Origin of the sequence: Rubripirellula lacrimiformis (assembly GCF_007741535.1) — a bacterium.
GTDB classification, from domain to species: Bacteria; Planctomycetota; Planctomycetia; order Pirellulales; family Pirellulaceae; genus Rubripirellula; species Rubripirellula lacrimiformis.
The window spans coordinates 4,075,807-4,095,893 of record NZ_CP036525.1 but is presented as its reverse complement, the minus strand read 5'-3'; the positions used below and the strand labels follow the sequence as shown (position 1 = coordinate 4,095,893).

The 20,087-nt window shown below is 56.2% G+C and carries 14 protein-coding genes; 5 read left to right on the top strand and 9 right to left on the bottom strand.

From position 1 onward, the window contains the following. Positions 1 to 211: 211 nt before the first annotated feature. Together K227x_RS14320 and K227x_RS14315 are read left to right on the top strand one after the other, a co-directional pair. Positions 212 to 1,516 (top strand): efflux RND transporter periplasmic adaptor subunit, encoded by a 1,305-nt coding sequence (locus tag K227x_RS14320; protein WP_145177889.1) that lies wholly within the window; start codon positions 212 to 214, stop codon positions 1,514 to 1,516. Further along, on the top strand, positions 1,513 to 4,689 hold the full coding sequence (locus K227x_RS14315) for an efflux RND transporter permease subunit (RefSeq protein WP_145170446.1): 3,177 nt from the start codon (positions 1,513 to 1,515) through the stop codon (positions 4,687 to 4,689). The genes K227x_RS14320 and K227x_RS14315 overlap by 4 nt, the downstream gene beginning before the upstream one ends. Positions 4,690 to 4,747: 58 nt before the next feature. Here K227x_RS14315 and K227x_RS14310 read toward each other — a convergent pair whose 3' ends face one another. From K227x_RS14310 to K227x_RS30560, 4 genes are all read right to left on the bottom strand, one after another. Then, positions 4,748 to 6,430, bottom strand: a complete 1,683-nt coding sequence (locus tag K227x_RS14310; protein WP_145170444.1) for a cation:proton antiporter — start codon at positions 6,428 to 6,430, stop codon at positions 4,748 to 4,750. 88 nt (positions 6,431 to 6,518) lie between these two features. Beyond that, positions 6,519 to 7,907, bottom strand: coding sequence for a sigma-54-dependent transcriptional regulator (locus K227x_RS14305; RefSeq protein ID WP_145170443.1), 1,389 nt, complete (start codon positions 7,905 to 7,907; stop codon positions 6,519 to 6,521). Between the two features lie 120 nt (positions 7,908 to 8,027). Continuing rightward, positions 8,028 to 8,447 carry a GreA/GreB family elongation factor gene (locus K227x_RS14300; protein WP_246146806.1) on the bottom strand — a complete coding sequence of 140 codons (420 nt, stop codon included), beginning with the start codon at positions 8,445 to 8,447 and terminating at the stop codon, positions 8,028 to 8,030. 147 nt (positions 8,448 to 8,594) lie between these two features. Then, positions 8,595 to 8,744: a hypothetical protein gene (locus K227x_RS30560; protein ID WP_218934007.1), complete on the bottom strand. Its 150-nt coding sequence runs from the start codon at positions 8,742 to 8,744 to the stop codon at positions 8,595 to 8,597. 368 nt (positions 8,745 to 9,112) lie between these two features. Here K227x_RS30560 and nhaA point away from each other — a divergent pair, with 368 nt between their 5' ends. Then, positions 9,113 to 10,486 (top strand): Na+/H+ antiporter NhaA, encoded by a 1,374-nt coding sequence (nhaA, locus tag K227x_RS14295; RefSeq protein WP_145170441.1) that lies wholly within the window; start codon positions 9,113 to 9,115, stop codon positions 10,484 to 10,486. A gap of 110 nt (positions 10,487 to 10,596) precedes the next feature. Further along, positions 10,597 to 10,821, top strand: coding sequence for a hypothetical protein (locus tag K227x_RS14290; RefSeq protein ID WP_145170439.1), 225 nt, complete (start codon positions 10,597 to 10,599; stop codon positions 10,819 to 10,821). Between the two features lie 110 nt (positions 10,822 to 10,931). Here K227x_RS14290 and K227x_RS14285 read toward each other — a convergent pair whose 3' ends face one another. From K227x_RS14285 to K227x_RS14260, 5 genes are all read right to left on the bottom strand, one after another. Further along, positions 10,932 to 13,199, bottom strand: coding sequence for a SulP family inorganic anion transporter (locus K227x_RS14285; RefSeq protein ID WP_145170437.1), 2,268 nt, complete (start codon positions 13,197 to 13,199; stop codon positions 10,932 to 10,934). Positions 13,200 to 14,080: 881 nt separating this feature from the next. Next, a complete protein-coding gene (locus K227x_RS14275) occupies positions 14,081 to 14,506 on the bottom strand; it encodes a superoxide dismutase, Ni (RefSeq protein ID WP_246146805.1) in 426 nt (141 codons plus the stop codon). A 166-nt stretch (positions 14,507 to 14,672) separates the two neighbouring features. Continuing rightward, a complete protein-coding gene (locus K227x_RS14270; RefSeq protein WP_145170431.1) occupies positions 14,673 to 15,863 on the bottom strand; it encodes a PAS domain-containing sensor histidine kinase in 1,191 nt (396 codons plus the stop codon). Positions 15,864 to 15,908: 45 nt separating this feature from the next. Then, entirely contained in the window at positions 15,909 to 16,742 is an 834-nt protein-coding gene (locus tag K227x_RS14265; protein WP_391540452.1) for a DUF4159 domain-containing protein, read from the bottom strand. Between the two features lie 47 nt (positions 16,743 to 16,789). Continuing rightward, complete coding sequence (locus K227x_RS14260; protein ID WP_246146804.1) at positions 16,790 to 19,345, bottom strand: tetratricopeptide repeat protein; 2,556 nt, start codon at positions 19,343 to 19,345, stop codon at positions 16,790 to 16,792. A gap of 196 nt (positions 19,346 to 19,541) precedes the next feature. On the opposite strand from K227x_RS14260, the gene K227x_RS14255 reads away from it, so the two are divergent. After that, complete coding sequence (locus K227x_RS14255; protein WP_246146803.1) at positions 19,542 to 20,078, top strand: dual specificity protein phosphatase family protein; 537 nt, start codon at positions 19,542 to 19,544, stop codon at positions 20,076 to 20,078. Positions 20,079 to 20,087: the final 9 nt, after the last annotated feature.

Here is a 20,087-nt window from a genome sequence, read left to right as displayed (position 1 = left end):
CGCAAAGGCCGCTTGATGCATCGCACCCGTGGAGACTGGGCGGATGAACGATCCCAAGATCAACAACGATATGACTTCGGTTTACAACATGAGTGACAACACATTGAAATATTCGATTCAACGAACGCCTCTTCAATGGGCCTTCACCCCGCTGATAGCGGCCCTAGCAGTCGTGGCCGGCTGCAAAGGCGATACTGCCGGGCCGCCCGCGATGCCCGACCCGACCGTGACGATCGCCACGCCGATCAAAAAGGTGGCGGTTGAATGGGACGCTTATTCGGGGCGGTTAGAACCCATTGAATTCGTCGAAGTCCGTGCTCGAGTCAGTGGATATTTGGAATCGATTCATTTCGACGAAGGTCGCCTGGTCAACCAAGGCGACTTGTTGTTTGTGATTGACCCGCGCCCGTTTGACGCGGAACTTCGTGCGGCACAAGCATCGCTTAGCCAGGCAAAGTCACAACTGAAACAAGCCGAATCCGGACTCGCCCAGGCCAAGGCAACCCAATCGCAAACGGATGCTGCGGTGACGCTAGCGGATGCCAGAGTCCAACGAGCCCGGACTCTGATGGAACGCAACGCAACGAGCCAAGAGGAAGTCGATCAACGCGAAGCCGAGTTCCTACAAGCCAAAGCCGACATGGAGGCAAGCGTGGCGGGCATTCAGTCGGCCGAAGCAGCGATTGCGACTGCCAACGCAGCGATCGAGTCGGCCAACGCCGGAGTACAAACCGCGGAACTGAACTTGGCATACACACGAATCGAATCACCAGTGACCGGTCGAATCAGCCGCGAATACGTGACCGAAGGCAACTTGGTCAGCGGCGGATCGGCAACGGCGACCTTGTTGACCACGATCACATCGGTCGAACCCATCTACTGCACTTTCGACGCCACCGAGCAAGAGGTTCTGAAGTATTCGCGGTTGGCAAAATCCGGGGAACGTGAAAGTTCACGTGTGGCAAAGAATCCTGTGTTTTTAGGATTGGTGGACGAAGATGGATTCCCACACCAAGGGCACATGGATTTCGTCGACAACCGCTTCGATACCGACACCGCCAGCATGCGAGCCCGCTGCATTTTCCGCAACGAAGACCAACTGCTGTTGCCAGGCATGTTTGCCCGAATTCGCATTCCCGGCAGTGCACCGCGAGAGACCGTCTTGATTCCCGACTCTGCCATCGGGACAGATCAATCGTCACAGTATGTCTATATCGTCGTCGACAATACGATCGAACGTCGTCAAGTTACGCCGGGCCCGATGTTGGATGGACTTCGTGTCATTCGCACCGGTTTGGAAGGCGATGAATCGGTTGTGATCGAAGGTCTGCTGCAAGTGCGTCCTGAAACCAAGGTGAAGACCCAGGCGGGCGAAGTGCTGATGATCGAGGACGGTCTGCCGGACACTTATACACCGCTGACGCCTGACGAATGGATCAAACCTGATCTGAACGACAATCTGGAAAGCAAGCCTACCCAGCAACAAACCGTTTCAGCGAAGGAGGACGCATCGTGAAGTTTCCTCACTTCTTTATCGAACGACCGATCTTTGCATCGGTTCTATCGTTCCTGATCCTACTGGTCGGATCGATCACCTATTTTTCATTGCCTGTATCTCAGTATCCTCCGGTCGCTCCACCGACTGTGGTCGTCCGAGCTAGCTATCCGGGTGCGACGCCGCAAGTGATCGCGGACACCGTCGCAACGCCGATCGAACAAGAGATGAACGGCGTGGACGACATGCTGTACATGGAGTCGTCGTCCAGTTCCGACGGCACGATGCAGTTGACGGTGACCTTTAAACTGGGCACTGACCTAGACGACGCTCAGGTGTTGGTCCAGAACCGCGTTGCAATTGCCGAATCAAGACTACCAGAACAGGTTCGTCAGATCGGCGTGACCACCGTCAAGCAGATTCCCGACATGCTGATGGTGGTTCACTTGAATTCACCCGACGGTAGTCGCGACCAGCTTTACATCAGCAATTACGCATTTCTGCGTGTACGTGATGCATTGATGCGTTTGGACGGCGTAGGCGACATTCGGATCGCTGGCGGCAACGAATATGCCATGCGAGTGTGGCTGGATATCGAAAAGATGACTCACGTCGACCTGACGGCCGGCGACGTGGTGGCTGCCATTCGTGGACAAAACGTCCAGGTTGCCGCCGGGGTGATCGGGCAACCGCCGATCAATGAAACCGGTGCGTTCCAGTTGAACGTGACGACCCAGGGACGTCTGAAAGGTACCGACGAATTCGGTGACATCATCGTCAAGCGGGGCGACGACGGACGCGTCACGCATCTGAGCGACGTGGCCCGCATCGAACTGGGTGCACAGGATTATTCGCGGCGCAGCTACCTGGACGGCAAGGACGCGATTGCCGTCCTGATCTATCAGCGGCCAGGCACCAATGCTGTCGACACGGCCACGGAAGTCAAGAACTTGATGGCCGGTATCAGCGAGGACTTCCCCGACGGAATCGGTTATGAGATCGCGTACAACCCGACGGAGTTTGTCGAGGAGTCCATCGACGAAGTGATTGAAACGTTGTTCATGACGACGGCGTTCGTTGTTTTGACGGTGTTCCTGTTCTTGCATGGGTGGCGACCGACCATCATTCCCGTCATCGCGATTCCCATCTCGTTGATCGGTACGTTTGCGGTCATGCAAACCATGGGCGTGACGTTGAACACGCTGTCGTTGTTTGGGTTGGTGTTAGCGATCGGGATCGTGGTCGACGATGCGATTGTGGTGGTCGAAAACGTCGAACGTCTGATTCGCGAAGGCATGTCGCCGCGAGAAGCCGCTCACAAGGCGATGGACGAGGTCGGATCCGCACTGATCGCAACCACGCTCGTCCTGATTGCGGTGTTTGTACCAACGGTGTTCATTCCCAGCATCAGCGGACAGTTCTATCAGCAGTTTGCACTGACGATTGCCATTTCGACCGCGATCTCGACATTCGTATCGCTGACGCTAAGCCCGGCGCTGTGTGCTCTGCTATTGAAGCCTCGTCCGGCGGAAGACGAACCGAAGAAGCGACCATCACTGCTGGTACGACCGTTCCATGCATTTTCACGCGGGTTCAACCGCATCTTCGATTCCACCAGCAATACCTATGCGGCGATTGTCGCTCGCTTGGTCCGCAAGTCTGGCGTGTCGCTGGTGATCTATGTGTTGCTATTGGTGATGACCGCAGGAAGTTTCTTTTTGGTTCCCACCGGATTCATTCCTGACCAGGACCAGGGTTACTTGATCGTCAGCATTCGATTGCCCGATGGTGCATCGCTATCGCGGACCGACGTGGTGACTCGTAAGGTCGCCGAAATCGGAAGCCAAATCGACGGAGTTGCTCACGCGGTCGGCATCGCTGGCCTGAACGGTTCAACGTTCACGATCAGCCCGAATGCGGCGGTAACCTTTCTTCCGCTGGAAGACAGTAAGGAACGGGCCAAACGCGGGCGTGGGGTCATCGAGATCGCGGCCGACATGCGGGCCAAGGTCGCTTCGATCAACGAGGCTCAGATCTTCATCATTCCACCGCCTCCCGTCCGCGGGATCGGACGCGGTGGTGGATTCAAGATGTATATCCAGGATCGCAGCGGAGCTGGCACTGACGTCCTGAACCAAGTCACCGAGTCGATGGTGGCGCAGGCGAACCAAGTCCCGGGGTTGATGCAAGTTTTCACGAACTTTCGAATGAGCGTTCCGCAGATTTTTGCAGACGTCGACCGAACGAAAGCTCAGATGCTTGACATCCCCGTGGACAACGTTTTTGACACTTTGCAGATCTACCTGGGATCGTTGTACGTCAACGATTTCAATTTCCTGGGGCGAACCTATCGCGTCACCGCTCAGGCCGAACCGGAGTTTCGTGATGAGCCAAGTGACATCCTGCAACTTCGCACTCGTAGCGATCGTGGCGCCAGCGTGTCGCTCGGATCCATCGTTGACTTGACTCGCACGGCGGGCCCCGACCGATTGGTACGGTTCAATCTGTTCCCCGCTGCTGACTTGAACGGCAGCACGCTGCCAGGATTCAGTACGGGACAGTCGCTGACGAAAATGGAAGAGTTGGCTGAACGATCGTTGCCGCCTGGTTTCGGGTACGAATGGACAGAGATCGCCTATCAGGAACGTCAAGCCGGGAACACGATCGTCTATCTGTTTCCCTTGGCAGTTCTGTTTGTATTCCTAGCCTTGGCTGCCCAATACGAAAGTTGGCTGTTGCCGCTGGCGATCATTTTGATCGTTCCGCTATGCTTGCTGTTTGCGTTGGTCGGGGTTTGGACCCGAGGCATGGACAACAACGTGTTGACGCAGATTGGGTTCATCGTGTTGATCGGCCTGGCCTGCAAGAACGCAATTCTGATCGTGGAATTTGCGAAGGCGGAAGAAGAGGCCGGCAAGGATCGATTCCAAGCCGCCATCGATGCGTGCCGATTGCGTTTACGGCCAATTCTGATGACGGCACTGTCGTTCATTCTTGGCGTGATTCCACTGTTGATCGCGACGGGTGCCGGGTTCGAAATGCGGCGTGTTTTGGGTACCGCGGTGTTCGCCGGAATGATCGGCGTGACGGTTTGCGGCTTGTTCCTAACACCGGTGTTCTATGTGGTGCTTCGCAAGTACGCAAAGGACACCAAGCCGAACGATCCCGCGGCGACTGCAAAGGTGGCGGAATAGCCGAAGCATTTGGATCCATGCGTCAGCCCCGTCATGCGGGCTGGTGCATGCCACGGACCTAGGCCGGTTCGTCGACCAGGACTTCATCGCGATCGGTCGAATTTCCACTGGGATGCTGAACCAACCAGTCCTCCACGTTCTGACGAATCGCACCGCCGACCTGTTCTTCGTCACCGCAGACGATTCCACCGGCGTCGGATAGCGATTCGGTGTGGATCTGATATCGCGAACGCACAAAGATGGTGGCCGCTACGTTCATCGATCGAACCAATTCGACGATGTAGATCGCCGATCGGTAGTGGGGGATGGTGATCACGACCAGTTTGACCTCGCCGACCTGTGCGTGTTCTAGCACTTCGACGGAGGTCGCGTCGCCGACCTGGCCCACAAAGCCAAAGTCCGTCGCACGACGAACGCCTTCGTGGTTCAAATCCAAGACCGTGACGTTCAGTCCCGATCCAATCAACGGCAGGGCAGCAAGTTGCCCCGTCGGCCCAAACCCGATCACCAATGCGTCCGTCGGTTTCGCCAACCGAGGCGTTTCCGATTGGTCCCCAGGCTCGATCCCAAGCATCCGAGCCAACCGGTCGGCAATCGTCGGCGCCATTGGCACCAAAAACGCGCTGATGGTGAACGACACAATCGTGATGGAGACAACAAGTGCATAGACGTCTTCTGAAACGATCCCCGACGTGCGGCCGATCGCGCCTAGCACAAACGCAAACTCGCCGACCTGCGCCAGCGCAAGCCCGGTTGCGATCGCAACTCGAAAGGATTGACGAAACACCAGAAAGATCGCCGCGATGATCACGAACTTTCCGACCGTCAAAGCGATCGCGGCCCCGGCGACCCAGTGAACATGGGACAAAATCCAAAGCGGGTCGGCAACCATACCCGCTGCGCCAAAGAACAACGTCAGTAGCAGGACTCGCAATGTCGATACGTCGGCTCGGATTTGCGTTGCGAAGGCGGAACTGCCCAGCTGCATTCCGGCGATGAACGCACCGAGCGCTGGCGAAATGCCAACACGATGCGCCGCCCAGGCTGCCCCCAACCCGATTGTGGCTGCAAAGATGATCGTCAGCTCGCGATTGCGATGCAGCGTTAGGGTTCCCAACGTGAACACCGCGATCTTGGTCAACACATACAAAGTGCCAGCCAAGCCCAACGCCATCAACATCAATGTGCCAATGTCCAACGCAATGTCGGAAAGGCTCCCTTCGCCCCCAAGGACCGTCATCAGCACAGCCAACGGCACAACTGCGACGTCCTGAATCAGCAACACTCCCAGGCTATTGCGACCATGGGGCATCTCGATCTCGCTGCGTTCCATCAAGATCCGCAACACCACAGCCGTGCTGCTAAGCGCGATCATCATGCCAAAGGCAATCGCGGGCTCGACGGCCAACCCGAGCATGACGGCGGCACCCGCACCCAGCAGCATGGTGACAGAAACCTGAACCAAACCACCAAAGAGCGGTTTTCGCCCAAGCGATTTCAGCCGATGAACCGAGAATTCCAGGCCCAAGCTAAACAGCAGCAACGCGACGCCAAGTTCCGCGATCGCTTCAATTTCGCGGTAGGACCCAACAATGCCAAAGCCACCAGGACCGCCCACCAACATGCCAGCCACCAAATAGCCGACCAACGGGCTTTGACCCATTCGTGACATCACGCCACCGCCAATCAGACAGGCCGATAGCAGGAATATGATGTCCGATAGCAGTCCCCATAGCTCCATTCAGATTCCCTATATTTGGTCGTTGTGATTCGGCGGCAGACCCATCATAGAGTTTCGCCAGCTTCACACAACTTGGTTAGCCGTCCTCCTACTTTCGAAACGCATCCACGTCGATATTGTGCCGTTTCAGCAACTTGTTCAAACCTTGACGTGACAGCCCCGCCTGCCTTGCGGCACTCGCAATCACGCCGCCGTGCTTTTGTAACAATTTGTTCAGATAGGCCTGATCGGCACTATCGATTGCCTCGTCCCGCGAAACTTCCGATAGATCACAAACTTCGACGTCACTGACGACCAGGTTCCGCAGCGGCGCCGGCAACGCGTCCATCTGAATTTGGTCACCGCGGGCCAGCGTGATCGACCGCTCCACCACGTTTCGCAGTTCGCGAATGTTTCCGGGCCATCGATACTGAACGAATCGGTCTGCGACTTCCTGTGAAAATCCGGTCACGGGCGTGCGGTTTTGTTGGATCGTTTTCAGAAAGTGCTTTGCCAACTGCAGCACATCGTCGCCCCGCTGGCGAAGCGGTGGCAGTTCGATATGGATCACCGCCAAACGGTAGAACAGATCACTTCGAAACTTCCCGGAGTCCACTTCCGATTGCAGGTCACGGTTGGTCGCACACAGGAAGCGGGTATCCACCTTGACCGACTTGCTGTCACCGACGGGGGTGAAGGTTTGTTCTTGGACCGCGCGTAGCAACTTTGCTTGCGATGTCGCGGGAAGTTCGCCTAGTTCATCGAAGAAAGCGGTGCCGTGGTCGCAGTAGCGAAGCAGCCCAGTTTGATCCTTCACCGCCCCGGTAAATGATCCGGCCACGTGTCCAAACAAGACCGACTCGAACAGTGTGTCGGGGATCGCAGTACAATCGATCACCTGGAACGGTTCGCGATACCGTGCACCGTGTGCATGAATGGCGCGGGCAATCACTTCTTTGCCGGTGCCGCTTTCGCCAGTGATCAACACGTTCGCGGTACTATCGGCCACGCGGTGGACGATTTCCAACACATCTCGCATCGCCGCACTATCACCGATGATCTCTGGAAGCGATCTTCCATCGTCGTCGCGATCGGGCCGCGACCGAGTGTTGCCGGGGATTGAACTTGGTTGTGCCAATGCTCGCTTCACGGCTGCCAACAGCTCTTCGAACTTGACGGGCTTCAGCAGATAGTCCGAAATCCCCAGCCGCACACTTTCGATGGCCGACGGCACCGACGGGACCCCCGTCACGACGATCATCTGGACGTGGGAGTACTTTGTTCGACCTTCCTTCAGCAATTCGAGCTTCAGGTTCCCCGGCATGTTCAGATCCGACAGGACCAGATCGAACGCATGTTCTTGCAGTTGGACGATCGCGTCCGAAGCATCCTCGACACAGATGCATTCGTATCCTTCGTCCCGCAACAGTTCTGCCGTTGTGTTGCGATAGAGCGGTTCGTCATCAGCGATCAGAATTCGTGCCACTCGTTTTTCCATGCATCCGTTCAGGGGGAACCGCCTGGGACGCCGGTGTGCGACGTCCCAGGCGTTTCATCGCCAGACCATTGACCGATGCACCCTAGGAACAGTCCCATCGGCGGCGGGGCGAGCGTGAACCTATAGATGAAACGCTCCCACACGTTCAGGCTGGAACGACAGCTTCTCGACTCGCTTTCGGACCTCGCGTCCAGCGACGCGGATGGACACCGTATCGCCGACACGCCGTCCAAAGACCTCCGTCCCAAGCGGCGATAGGATCGACAGCTTCCCTTCGGCGATGCACGCTTCGTCGGGATACACGATCGTGTAGATGTCCGTTTCACCACGATCCAGGTCAAGCAGATAGACCGTCGAATTCATCGTGATGATATCTGGCTGCACGTCGGTTGGCTGAACCACGACCGCTTCGGCGAGTTGGCTCTTTAAATTTCGCAGATGCGTTCGTTCGCCACCCATAGCAAACGTCACGTCACTGTTCAGCAGGTTTTCCAGCCGGTCCCGATCAATCTGGGTAACGGCGAACTTCTCTTTAATCACGAAAGGCTACTTTGCGATAAGGGTAATTCTTCATCCAAGACGCAACTGGCCGATCGGCAAGACCGGCCACTGCAACGGATGAAGTTGGGGGGGGATTTGAACGTCGTAGAAATTGGCCGCTGAGCGCGACCAATTGAACTGGATCGATCACGCTAATGAACGCAACCAAATCGCGAGTGCAAACAGTAAGATCAAACCAATCATTCCCACGATTTGGCCGCGATCGGAGTCTGCTTTGCTTGGTTGTTCATCCACAGAAAAAATTGCATCATCGTATTCGGCGTTGCGCATCAACATGGTATTAGTCCTTGATGGAGACATTCCCTGGTCCCTTCCCTGACGTTTACAAAGACATGAAATGCAATCAGTGTGCCGCTGATCGTCCCACATCCAGGCTAGGCGTCGTCTGAACCGGCAAAAGACGAGAAAACACCATCAAACATCGGCAGTTGCGTCGCCTGCCGGGACTGGACTGCCCGATCTGCAACGGCAACACTGGTTTCCAATCGCGTCAACTTAGGTTTGCGCGACGAAGGAAAGCGGGGCAGCATCGAAACGGAACCGGATTGACGTTGCGTGTTGCAATCGGCGGAATTTGATCACTGCCCCGGCGACGTGATCGACACCGCCCCAAAAACGGTACCAGCTTTGCGTAGGACGAAATCATGAATGCACTACCCAACATCGAAGACCCACCACCGATCGGCCAGATCAAGCGTCCGCTTCCGGATCAACCGATCGATCGCTGGTTGCGTCCATTTGCTCGCTTCTTGCACGTCGAGACGACCAGCGGGATTCTGCTGGTCCTCTGCACGGTCATTGCACTGATTGCGGCGAACTCGCCTCTGGCAGAACCGTTCTTGGCAATTTGGAAAACACCGATCCAGATTGGCATCGGCAGCCTGCAATTCAACCACTCGCTCCATCACGTGATCAACGATGGGTTGATGGCCATCTTTTTCTTTGTCATCGGGTTGGAAGTCAAACGTGAACTGGCCCACGGGGCGTTAGCGAGCCTGCAACAAGCAGCGCTGCCGATCGCCGCTGCCATCGGCGGGATGGTGATCCCAGCGGTGCTGTACCTATCCATACAGTACGGCGAACCGGGCATGCGTGGCTGGGGAATCCCGATGGCAACCGACATCGCTTTCGTCGTTGGATGTTTGGCGTTGTTGGGCCCGCGGGTTCCGCAGAGTCTACGAGTGCTGCTTCTGTCGTTGGCGATTGTGGACGACATCGGCGCCATTTTGGTGATCGCGATCGGGTACACCGAATCGCTAGACGGTCGCTATCTTGCCGTGGCGGCATTTAGCATCGGGATTGTCCATCTGTTTTCTCGGCTCGGGGTTCGTAGGTTCCCGCCATACATTGTCGTCGGTGCAATCGCTTGGATCGCCATGCATGAATCGGGAGTCCATGCGACGCTGATCGGCGTCATCCTAGGGCTGATGACGCCCGCGAAATCGGTGTTGGTACCGGAACGATTCCGCGAATATCTGCACGAAAAGAAAGAAGAATTCGACCAACGCCGCTGGGAACGAAAGCAGCACCGTGCGGAAGTCGTCCAAGAGGTCCAACGTCTGACTCGCGAAACAGTGTCACCGTTGGAGTATCTGGAAATGACTTTGCACCCGTGGACGGCTTATTGCATCATGCCCATCTTTGCTTTGGCAAACGCTGGCGTCGCCATCGAGTTGTCCAACATGACGGATTCGGTCGCACTGGCTGTCGTGCTGGGCCTAGTGATCGGGAAACCGGTCGGGATCGTGCTGTTTAGCTGGGTCGCTGTGCGGCTGGGATGGGCACGTTTGCCCGATGGCATCAGTTGGCCGGTGTTGGTTTCGGGCAGTTGTTTAGCCGGGATCGGATTCACGATGGCCCTGTTCATCGACGGACTCGCGTTCGGCGCCGACGGTCTAGACACCGCGAAGACTGGTGTGCTGGTTGGATCGGCGATCAGCGCCGCCTTGGGCATCACGCTTCTACTGTGGACGCTGCCCAAACCGGTCACGCCGACCGACACCCAGACGACGCCGTAACCTTTCGTGCGTCATCGAAGGCATCGTCCGTCGGTGCCCCATCCATGGCAGCGTGCGTTTGCAACCGAACATGATTCGATGCAAGCCGCGTTGCCCGGATGGAACAGTCGGTGCTGCTCAGCGCGGCCAGGTCAGTCGGGTACTGGTCAGCGGAAAGTGCCAACGCAGGCCAATCCCCACCGTCCAGCACCACACGCCGGACTCGCTACCAGCAGGTTCCAACTCAGCAATCCGCAGCCCTGCATCCGTCGAACGGCATGATGCGAGACCACCGTCGGGCGACCGAACAGTTTGCCAGGTTCACCGCCCTGCGGGACCTGCGATCACGGGAATGATCACCGGAATGTTCACGGGGGCCGCGCAGCAAAAAGGCGGCGTGAAGAATCACGCCGCCCAAGTTGCCATTTCGGTCACGCTCTCGCGTCAAGAAGCTAGCACGTTCACCCTATGCGGTGACAGCACGTTCTTGATTCTCCAGCCCGTTGGTTTCTAGAAACTCGATCTGACCGGTCTTCACGTCGTACATCGCACCGACGACCTTCGCGTTGCCGTCTTCGACCGCATTTCGAATCACGTCACTTCGTTTCAGAATCTCATCCACGGTGTGCAGCACGTTCTGTTTGGCGATCTCATCCACCAAGTGCTCGACCTCATCGACAGGGCGATCGGCCAGTGAATCGGGTAGTCCCGTTACGCTTGGCTCGATTTCATCGACGATTGCCTGCAAGTGCTGGCAGCCGGTGACTGATTGAGCATCCTTTCCTTCGGCAATCAAATTGACCGAAGCCGTGACGGCACCACAACGAGTGTGCCCGAGTACCATCACCAGCTTCACGCCCGCGACTCCGACGGCGTATTCAAGACTTCCTAACGACTTTGTTCCAACCACATTTCCCGCAACGCGAACGCTGAAGATATCGCCAACGCCAAGATCGAATACCAGTTCGGTCGGGACGCGGGAATCGATGCAGCTAAGAATTGCCGCCAGTGGGTTTTGGCCGGCTGCCGTTGCATAGACCTGACGTCCGAGGTCTCGGTTGATCCGATTGCCACTTAGAAATCGGTCGTTTCCATCACGCAACGTTTCAATCACCTGATCGGGAGTCGACTGTTCCTGTCGCTCGCGAGTCATATGGTCTGCAAACTGGATCACATCGTTCAAGTCATACTTGCTCTTGAACCCAACCAGGTTTACCAACACATCTCGGGTCGGCGCGACATTGTCACGAAAGTCTCGGATCAGACTCAAAACATCCGGATCGATGTAGTCCGAACTGGTTGCGTCAATCATCATCCGCGTACCAGGCTTGGCCTCGTTCAGCATTCCTTCGATGGCTGCTCGATTGAGGAAGCTGACTTGGTTGGCAAGTTCGATGTGGGTCACGTTGCCCGAAGCTCGCTCTTCGACGATTCGGTGAATGGGACGGCGAAGGTTGCTGTTCAGGATAAACAGAACTGCAATGCCCAGACCGATCAGAATACCGACCAACAGGTCAGTCATCACAATCGCAACCACGGTCACGATGAAGGGAATGAACTGATACCGGCCTTCCTTCCACATCTGTTTGAACAATCGGGGGCTAGCCAGTTTGAAACCAGTCACGAGCAGGATCGCGGCCAACGCGGACAGCGGAATCATGTTCATGTAGCGAGGCAAAATGGCAACGCTAAGCAGCAACAGAGCACCATGGAAGATGGCAGCGAGTTTGGTTTTCCCGCCCGCATTGACGTTCACGCTGCCGCGAACGATCACCGACGTGACCGGCAGGCCACCGATCATTCCGCAAACCATATTGCCGCAACCTTGTGCGATCAATTCACGGCTCGCAGGCGAATTCCGCTTTTCCGTGTCAATCTTGTCCACGGCCTCTAGATTCAACAGCGTTTCCAGGGACGCGACGACCGCAATCGTGATGGCTGCGATGTAGACCGCCGGATTTGCGATCTGTGTAAAGTCGGGCATCCTCAGAAAACCGATGAACTCCGACGCACTGCCGGCAATCGGAATCTGCACTAGGTGGCTGGTTCCGATCGACCATCCTTCCCCCATTCCACCGAACCAAACGCTGATTCCGGTTCCCAACAACACCACAAGCAGCGGTGCGGGGACGATTGACTTTTTAAGCGCGGGGATGCGATCCCAAATCACCAGCAACGCAACCGATAACAATCCAACCACCATGGCACCGACGTGGATGTCACCGGCGAACGTCGTCAGCAGTTCCGTGAACGTGTTCTCCTGGTCGGGCTGTTGGAACGACATCTCTCCCTCGGGATCGTTGTCGTGTCCAACGACGTGCGGGATCTGTTTCAGGATCAGAATCACACCGATCGCGACCAGCAAACCTTTGATCACGCTCGACGGGAAAAATGCTGACAACGCACCTCCCTTGGCGATCCCAAAGACAATCTGGATCGCACCTGCGAGCGCCACCGCCAACAGGAACGATTCGAACGACCCGAGCAATGCAATCTGGGCGGCAACAATTGCGGTCAGACCCGCAGCAGGACCGCTGACGCTGGTGTGCGAACCGCTGACCGCGGCAACGACAATCCCGCCAACGATTCCGGACAACAGTCCAGAGAACAGATCGGCGCCGGAAGCCAGCGCGATGCCAAGACAAAGAGGCAGTGCAACGAGGAAAACGACCAAGCCAGCAACAAGGTCACGAACAATATTCGAGGGGGTATACAGGGAACTTTGTGGAGCCATCGGCGCGCACCTTCATGGTTGTTAAATCGCGGTAGTCAAACAGAAGCAGACGATCCAAACGTCAAGACAATCGCATCCAGCGACCGATCGATTCACCATCCGGACTTCCTTGCGCAAGAGAGTCCCCATTGGTAGTTTTCGATTGCAAATGCAGCTTGACATCATTTCAACCCAAATCGCCATCAGCGTTTGGGGAAAGACGGATTTCGTCTACGAACGAACGTAGCTACCGCGTGCTAACACCGGATCGGGGCGCGAAGATCGTTGGCAAAGCGGTGTCCCACAATGGCCCGATGGCTATCCCGATTTCGAAAAGAAGCGCAGTGAATTCCAAAGTTCGACTGCGATAATCGTGTGCCGTCCGACGAACGGAGAACCGTCACGCGCCGCTGTGCAGAACATGCGACGCGTTCTTCGAGGACTTCCGATTGAGACTGGTTTTCGCTACCTAGCGAGACGCGAGAGATCGTTGTTGTGATCCCAAAACTGGGCAACACGAACAGAACCAGCATGATGCAGGACATCATGAAGTTTGGTTCCGATTTTCGTTGACCGGTCGTGTTCAACATCGTCTGCAAATGAAAATTTCTGATGTCGCGAAAGGCTGGCTAAATACATCTCAAAATCACGGACCCGAATTTTACCATCCCGTGTCAACGTGGCAATAGCGATCGCCAACCCCCAGGCCCATGAAACACCGATTCACGGATCCTTGATGCATCCTTCATCGACGGGTCAAGAAACGGGCCCCAGGTGGCGAAAAGCACGTCATAGCAAAGAAAATCCCGCCACAGTCCTAGACGAATCTAGGAACGCGGCGGGATCACAAAAGCGCTGTCACAGCGAATCGACGGGAGCGAAAAAAAACGCTGTTTCCCGATTTAGTGACTGTGTTCGAACGTCGGTTCTTTGCCTTCGTAGGCGCGATAGAGGTCGAAGATCGACTTTTCCAAGCCCGCCGCGGTGGCAGGATCGGCCGACTGTTTGCACTTCATCGCGTGCACCATGACGGCGTGGGCGGCCGTCAGCGTTTTGACATAGCTAGCCGAATCCGGTTTGATCCGCTGTGCCATGAAGTAGGCCGCGATCGTGTCCTGGATCTTCTGAGCGTGGTCTTCCTTGGTCGCAACCCAACGCGACAACTGATTCTGTCCTTGGGCGTCCAGCTTTGAACTGCTGAGTGTGTTGATCTCGGTTTGCGCCTTCGAGATCGTGTGCTCGTCTTCCAACATTTGTTGAAAACGAAGCTGATCGCCGTAGATCCCACAGGGAACTTGGCAGTGAGCCATTGCTTGGGATGAAGTCATTACAACGGCCAGGGTAGCCGCACACGCAGCTGTCATTGTCAAAGCGCGAATCATGGGGGGTCCTAAAGTGGAAAGGGGGGGCAAGGTAGGCGTTTCGATGCAGGGTCGTCGACCAGCCGGACACCTATCATGGTCCAGTAGACAGAATTTCAAACTGCATCGCCGGTCATTCTAGCCGACGAGGCAAGCGTACGGCAAATCGAGTGCCGACATCGACTTCGCTTTCGACATCGATCGTACCATTCATCGCTTCGACGATGCTGCGAGAAACCGATAACCCGAGCCCCATTCCCTGGCCGATGGCTTCGGTTTTTGTGCTGAAAAAGGGATCGAAAATTCGCGTGATGACGTTGGGAGCAATCCCGTGCCCCTGGTCCTGAACCGCCACCTGGGTGTGGTTCTTCGTTGTCGCAACCTCGACACGAACCTGTTGTCCCGCGACGGAGGCCTGGATCGCGTTTCGAATCAGGTTGAACAACACCTGTTTGACCTCGCTTTCGCGTAACTCGACTTCATCCGCCCCCAGCGGGTCGGCGGGCTGCAACGCGTCAAATTCGGTGACGACTTCGACACGGGACTTTCGCGATAATGGCAAAGAAAGCATCACGACTTCGTTGACCGACTTTTGAATCGAAAACCGCGTCGCCCGTTGCTGGCTGGGTCGGTACAGTTGATACATCTGGTGGGTGATGCCACTGATTCGCTCGATCTCTCCGTCGATCAATTCCAGCTTGTCGTAGTGCTTGACGTCGGGCGGCAAGTGACGTTTGAACAACGCGACGGCATTTCGAATGCCGGCCAGCGGATTGTTGATTTCATGCGCAACCCCTGCCGCCAATTCCCCCAGTGCCGCAAGCTTTTCCATTTTCAGACGGTGCTTTTCCAGCTTTGCCACTTGGGCCGTGCGTTCCTGGACCAACTGTTCCAAGTGTTCGTTGTGCAGACGCAGCAGTTCTCGCATCTGGATCTTGTCCGAGATGTCCCGAACGCTGGTACGAAAGCCAAGCGAACGCCCCTGTTGGTCGGTCATCGGTTGCCAGGACACCGCGACTGGGCACAGCGAACCATCCCGGTGCAGAGACCGGAATTCGAGGTTGTTGGCGGTGCTGCCCCGACGCGCCTCTTGGATGCCGTTTGCAATCAGTTCGCGATCTTGCTCCGCCACCAAAGGCAGCGGATAGTTCTTCATCGCAAGACATTCCTCGGGGGAATACCCGGTGAATCTTCGAACGGCTTCGTTGACCCATAGCACTTCGCCATCGTTGGAAAGCCAACTTTCCCAGTCATAGGTAAAGTCGGCGATCAGCCGAAAGAAGTCGCTTGGAATGGGATCGCCTTGGCGGGGGAGTGATGCCAACGGAAACGCCGTCCTTGAAAATTGCGGAGAAACTGCCAGTGGATCTCAGTGGGTCATCGCGTAGGTCACGATATTGATTCCCATGGGGTACGCCTTTTTGACGGAAAACTCGTCAAAGTACCACTGGTCCTCGCCCTCTCTTTCCCATCCGTCACCCAAATCGGTGTTGTGACAAATGAACACCATGATGCGATCATCATCGTCGGTGATCGCGCGGTAGTGAGGCGTCCGCGTATCGCTGCCGTCCCAGGTCCGTTCCCATGACCCGACCTCGCCGTTGGCCATTCGGTATGCCGCATTGATGGCGGGGACCTGCGGCTTTTCCTTGAGGTCGTAAACGCAATGGAAGATTTCGTGCGATAACGGGACCTCCGCAGCATCCCGGTCCGGGAACACCCGCTTCAGTTCCAAACGCAAATTTTCGTACTGTGCGTCGCCCCAAAAATCGTCGACCATCAGGAAGCCGCCATTTTCACAGTACTGGCGCAGGCCCGCCACCTCGGCTTCGCTGAACACCAACGCGCCGGGTTCGATCAGATACAGAAACGGATAGTCGAAAAGATTGTCGTCGGTCAGTTCGACGATCACCGGATCCGGATTGACTTTCATGGACGTCAATTGTTGAAGCCGCAGCGAAAAGTTCAAATCACTATCCGGATAGTCCGTTCGCCATCCACCACCGCCACGGCCCCGCCCGCCGTAGGAATCGTAGCGCACCCGTGCAAAGGTGAAGGTGTCCCCGATGAACTTTGGATCCACGTCCCAGCTAGGAACACCTCGGCGGTCAGTATCGATCCCCGACTGGTTGTTCCGCCATTGGCCGCGTTGGGCTACCGCCACGCCAGCCGATACGATCACCGCCAAACCGATCACGATCATGGCCGATCGGATGCGCGCTCGTTTTGTCATGGCTACGAATCTTCGTTTCATGGCGATTCCTCGGTGGTCAGTTCCAACAACAATTGGTGAGCGGAGCGGTACCGTGGGGCCTCGTCAAGTGCCTTCAAGACGTAACGTTTCGCTTCGATGTTGCGATTCAATTTTGCCAAAGATTGGGCTGTTCGAAAATCCAGCGCTGCTGGATCGACGGGATTCAGTTGCGCCAGTGCCTGCAGCGAAGCGTACGCCTGTCGCGGCGTATCCAGATGGTCTGACGCATCGATGACGGCCGCGTGAGGAGTTTCGATCAATGGCTGGATCGCCAGGAACTGTTCAGCGTAACGCTGGACGGACTTCCAATCCTGTGCTGCCCGTGCGATTTCAATCAAACGTGAAATGTTCGCCAACGAATCCGACGACAATTGGCTGATTCGGATTCGAGTTTCTAGTTCCGGATCTGCGAGACCCAATTTTTGATAGACGCCCGCGAGTGTTTCCAGCACACCACCGGATTGACCAGTCACTGCACCGGCATCACGCAGTTGTTCCAGCGTAGTTATCGCCTCGGCGAACTGTTTTTCGGCGATCTGTTGACCGGCCTTTGCCATCAACGCCCAATAGTTCAGCGGATGATCCGAGATCCATTGCTTCAGTTCTTCGGCTTCTGACGTGTCCGGCATCGTTTCGCGATCCCAGGACAGTGACGGCGCGAAATCATTCGCAACACTGCGGGCATAGTCGCGAAACTGTTGATCCAGCTTGGCGATCGATCCGACGTTTTGAACCAACGCATCGTTGATCGAAAGTCCGTCTGCGAGATCGATCAGAATTTGATTCAGCGATTCGGTTCCATAGGTTTCAATCAGGAACTCAACCACCAACGAGGATTCGTAATACGCGAACTGAAGATGCATCGGCGACGCCGGATTCAGAAACGCGCCGCTAAGTTGGCTGACCGGCGTCAGATCGTCCCCCAACAGCATCTCCCGATAGGTCGGCGTCATCGATTCGCCCCAGGCCTCGTCGCGATTGCGTTCTTCATAGACCGAGATGCCTTCGCTTAACCACCGCGGCATTCGGTTGCGTGTTTTCTCGAGAGTGACGACATGACAGAATTCGTGCCATAGAACGCTTTGCCAATTCGCCGGTGAAGCCCCTTGGGACGCAGGACTGTTGGCGGTGATCACCCGTCCAAAGCAGACGCCCAAGTAACCGGCGCCGCCGGGCAAACCAAAGGTGCGAATCGCAAAGTCCTTTTGCTGCGGAAAGATCTCGACGACAATCTTTGCGTCGGGTTGAACATCGTACTTCTCGCACAGCACCAATTTGGCTTCGCGCAGTAAGTTCATCACCTGGTTGCCGTAGATGCTGGCTTCCTTGGCCTCCATGCGAACTTCGATCCCGTCCGATTCGATTCTCGTGAACGATTTCAATTGGTCATTCAGCGTCATCAAGTTATGAGCGACGACATTGTACGGATCCGTTTTCGAAACCACTTCGGCAAGTGCCCAACCGGTCTCGTCTTGTCCTAGCCGCAACAGGTCTTGTGCCAACTGGAACGCCGCCGGTTGATAGCCGGCGTCCGATTCGATCGCTCGCCGCTGGTATTCGGCCCCCTCTGCGAAACGATACTTTTGCGACAATTTCTTGCCGATCAAATGGTCCACTTCGGGGTTTTCTGCCCAGGTGCTTAAGGCCGACGCTCGCATCAGCTGTTCGAGTTCGAACTTGCCTTCCAGATGTGCCAGCACCGCCAACAGACTCCAACCGCGCCAATCATGGACATTGCTTTGCAGCACTTGGTCAATCGTCTCGTACGCGGATTCGTATTGTTCTGCGTCGATCGCCGATTCGGCCAGATCGATCAAGCTTTCGGCGTGCCGCGGATTGCGTCGCAGGGCTTCGACGCGGAACTGAGTCGCTTTGGCGGAATCGCTATTGGCCCAGGCCTGAGACGCCAAAAATGGGATTCGCGGATCGGTATCGTCAAGCAGATCGGCGCGGGCCAACGTTTCAGCAGCGACTTTGAAGTCGCCTTTTTGCAATGCCAGTTCCGCTGTCGCGATGTACGCCTCAAGAAAATCGGGATCTGCGTCACGAACACGGTCATAGAAAAATTCGAGAATCTGACGCCCGTCTTCGCCACGCATCGCAAAGAAACGTCCAGCGGCGACTAAGTTGTCGCGGCTGGCGTAGCGAGAGGGCGAACTTTGCAACAGACGCATGATCTGTCCCTTTGCCTCGATCGCTTGGTCGGGTTGACTGTTGAATCGGTAGGCATCCAACCCCAACAATCGCAACGTCAGGCTGGTCGGGTATCGCTTGATCGCATCTTCGTAGATCGCAAGTGCATCGGCGTATCGTCCGGTCGCCAAATGACATTCGATCAACAGACGGGGCCAACGTTCATTCCAGATGCCACGTTCGACTTCGGCATTGGCCACCTCAGCCGCCGCTTCGTACTTTCCTTCGCTATGCAATTGCCGGGCAGCGTTTAAATCTGCGGCCGGTGCGATCGTCGTCGCCAACGCCACAAAGACGACGCAGCAAAGGATCGCGAGCGGAGACCGCCATCGCAGGGACCGGATCAAAGCTGGGTTCATGCTCGATTCTCGAATTGTGTCGTCGCTGGCATGGCTGCGGCAGTTCGCAGCGGATCGTTTCACGACATCATGTTAGCGTAGGGATCAAGCCGGAAGGCAACGTTCATTCTAGCCGCCACATCCCAGGGATGCGGCATGCAGGCCCCATCGGCTACGCTGTTTAGAACAAGAAATCCAACTCCGCCATGCTGATGTCATGAAACCATCCCTGCGACGAATGTACGCCCAGTCGGTCTTTTATCCCACACTCGGCTGGAACTACGCCCTGGCCCGGTTCTTCAAACGCCGTAATTGGTGGGATCACATCGACCCCAACGTGATTGTGGGCGCTTTTCCGTTCGCCAGAGACGTCGAGGCGATGTATGCCGCGGGAGTCCGTGCGGTGGTCAATACCTGCGAAGAATACGCGGGCCCTCATATCCAGTATGGCCGCCTCGGGATCGAACAGCTAAGAATCCCAACAACTGACTTCACCCATCCGCGGCTGGACGATGTGCAGATGGCAGTTGAATTCGTACAGCAGCACGTTCAGGCGGATCAGACGGTCTATATCCACTGTAAAGCTGGGCGGGCGCGGAGCGCGACCGTGGCGATCTGTTGGCTGATGAAGTACCGGGGTTTGACGGCCCAGGAAGCTCAAAAGAAGCTGCTCGAATCCCGGCCTCACATCAACCCGCGACTGACCGACCGACCGGTGGTCAAGCAGTTCGCTGAATCGCTACAGAAACCGTAACCGGATAAC

Bases quoted from the DNA above. Each gene is read 5' to 3' on its own strand.
- K227x_RS14320 (WP_145177889.1), top strand. From the start codon at position 212: ATGCCCGACCCGACCGTGACGATCGCCACGCCGATCAAAAAGGTGGCG.
- K227x_RS14310 (WP_145170444.1), bottom strand. From the start codon at position 6,430: ATGGAGCTATGGGGACTGCTATCGGACATCATATTCCTGCTATCGGCC.
- K227x_RS14305 (WP_145170443.1), bottom strand. From the start codon at position 7,907: ATGGAAAAACGAGTGGCACGAATTCTGATCGCTGATGACGAACCGCTC.
- K227x_RS30560 (WP_218934007.1), bottom strand. From the start codon at position 8,744: ATGTTGATGCGCAACGCCGAATACGATGATGCAATTTTTTCTGTGGAT.
- nhaA (WP_145170441.1), top strand. From the start codon at position 9,113: ATGAATGCACTACCCAACATCGAAGACCCACCACCGATCGGCCAGATC.
- K227x_RS14285 (WP_145170437.1), bottom strand. From the start codon at position 13,199: ATGGCTCCACAAAGTTCCCTGTATACCCCCTCGAATATTGTTCGTGAC.
- K227x_RS14275 (WP_246146805.1), bottom strand. From the start codon at position 14,506: ATGACTTCATCCCAAGCAATGGCTCACTGCCAAGTTCCCTGTGGGATC.
- K227x_RS14265 (WP_391540452.1), bottom strand. From the start codon at position 16,742: ATGATCGTGATCGGTTTGGCGGTGATCGTATCGGCTGGCGTGGCGGTA.
- K227x_RS14260 (WP_246146804.1), bottom strand. From the start codon at position 19,345: ATGAACCCAGCTTTGATCCGGTCCCTGCGATGGCGGTCTCCGCTCGCG.
- K227x_RS14255 (WP_246146803.1), top strand. From the start codon at position 19,542: ATGAAACCATCCCTGCGACGAATGTACGCCCAGTCGGTCTTTTATCCC.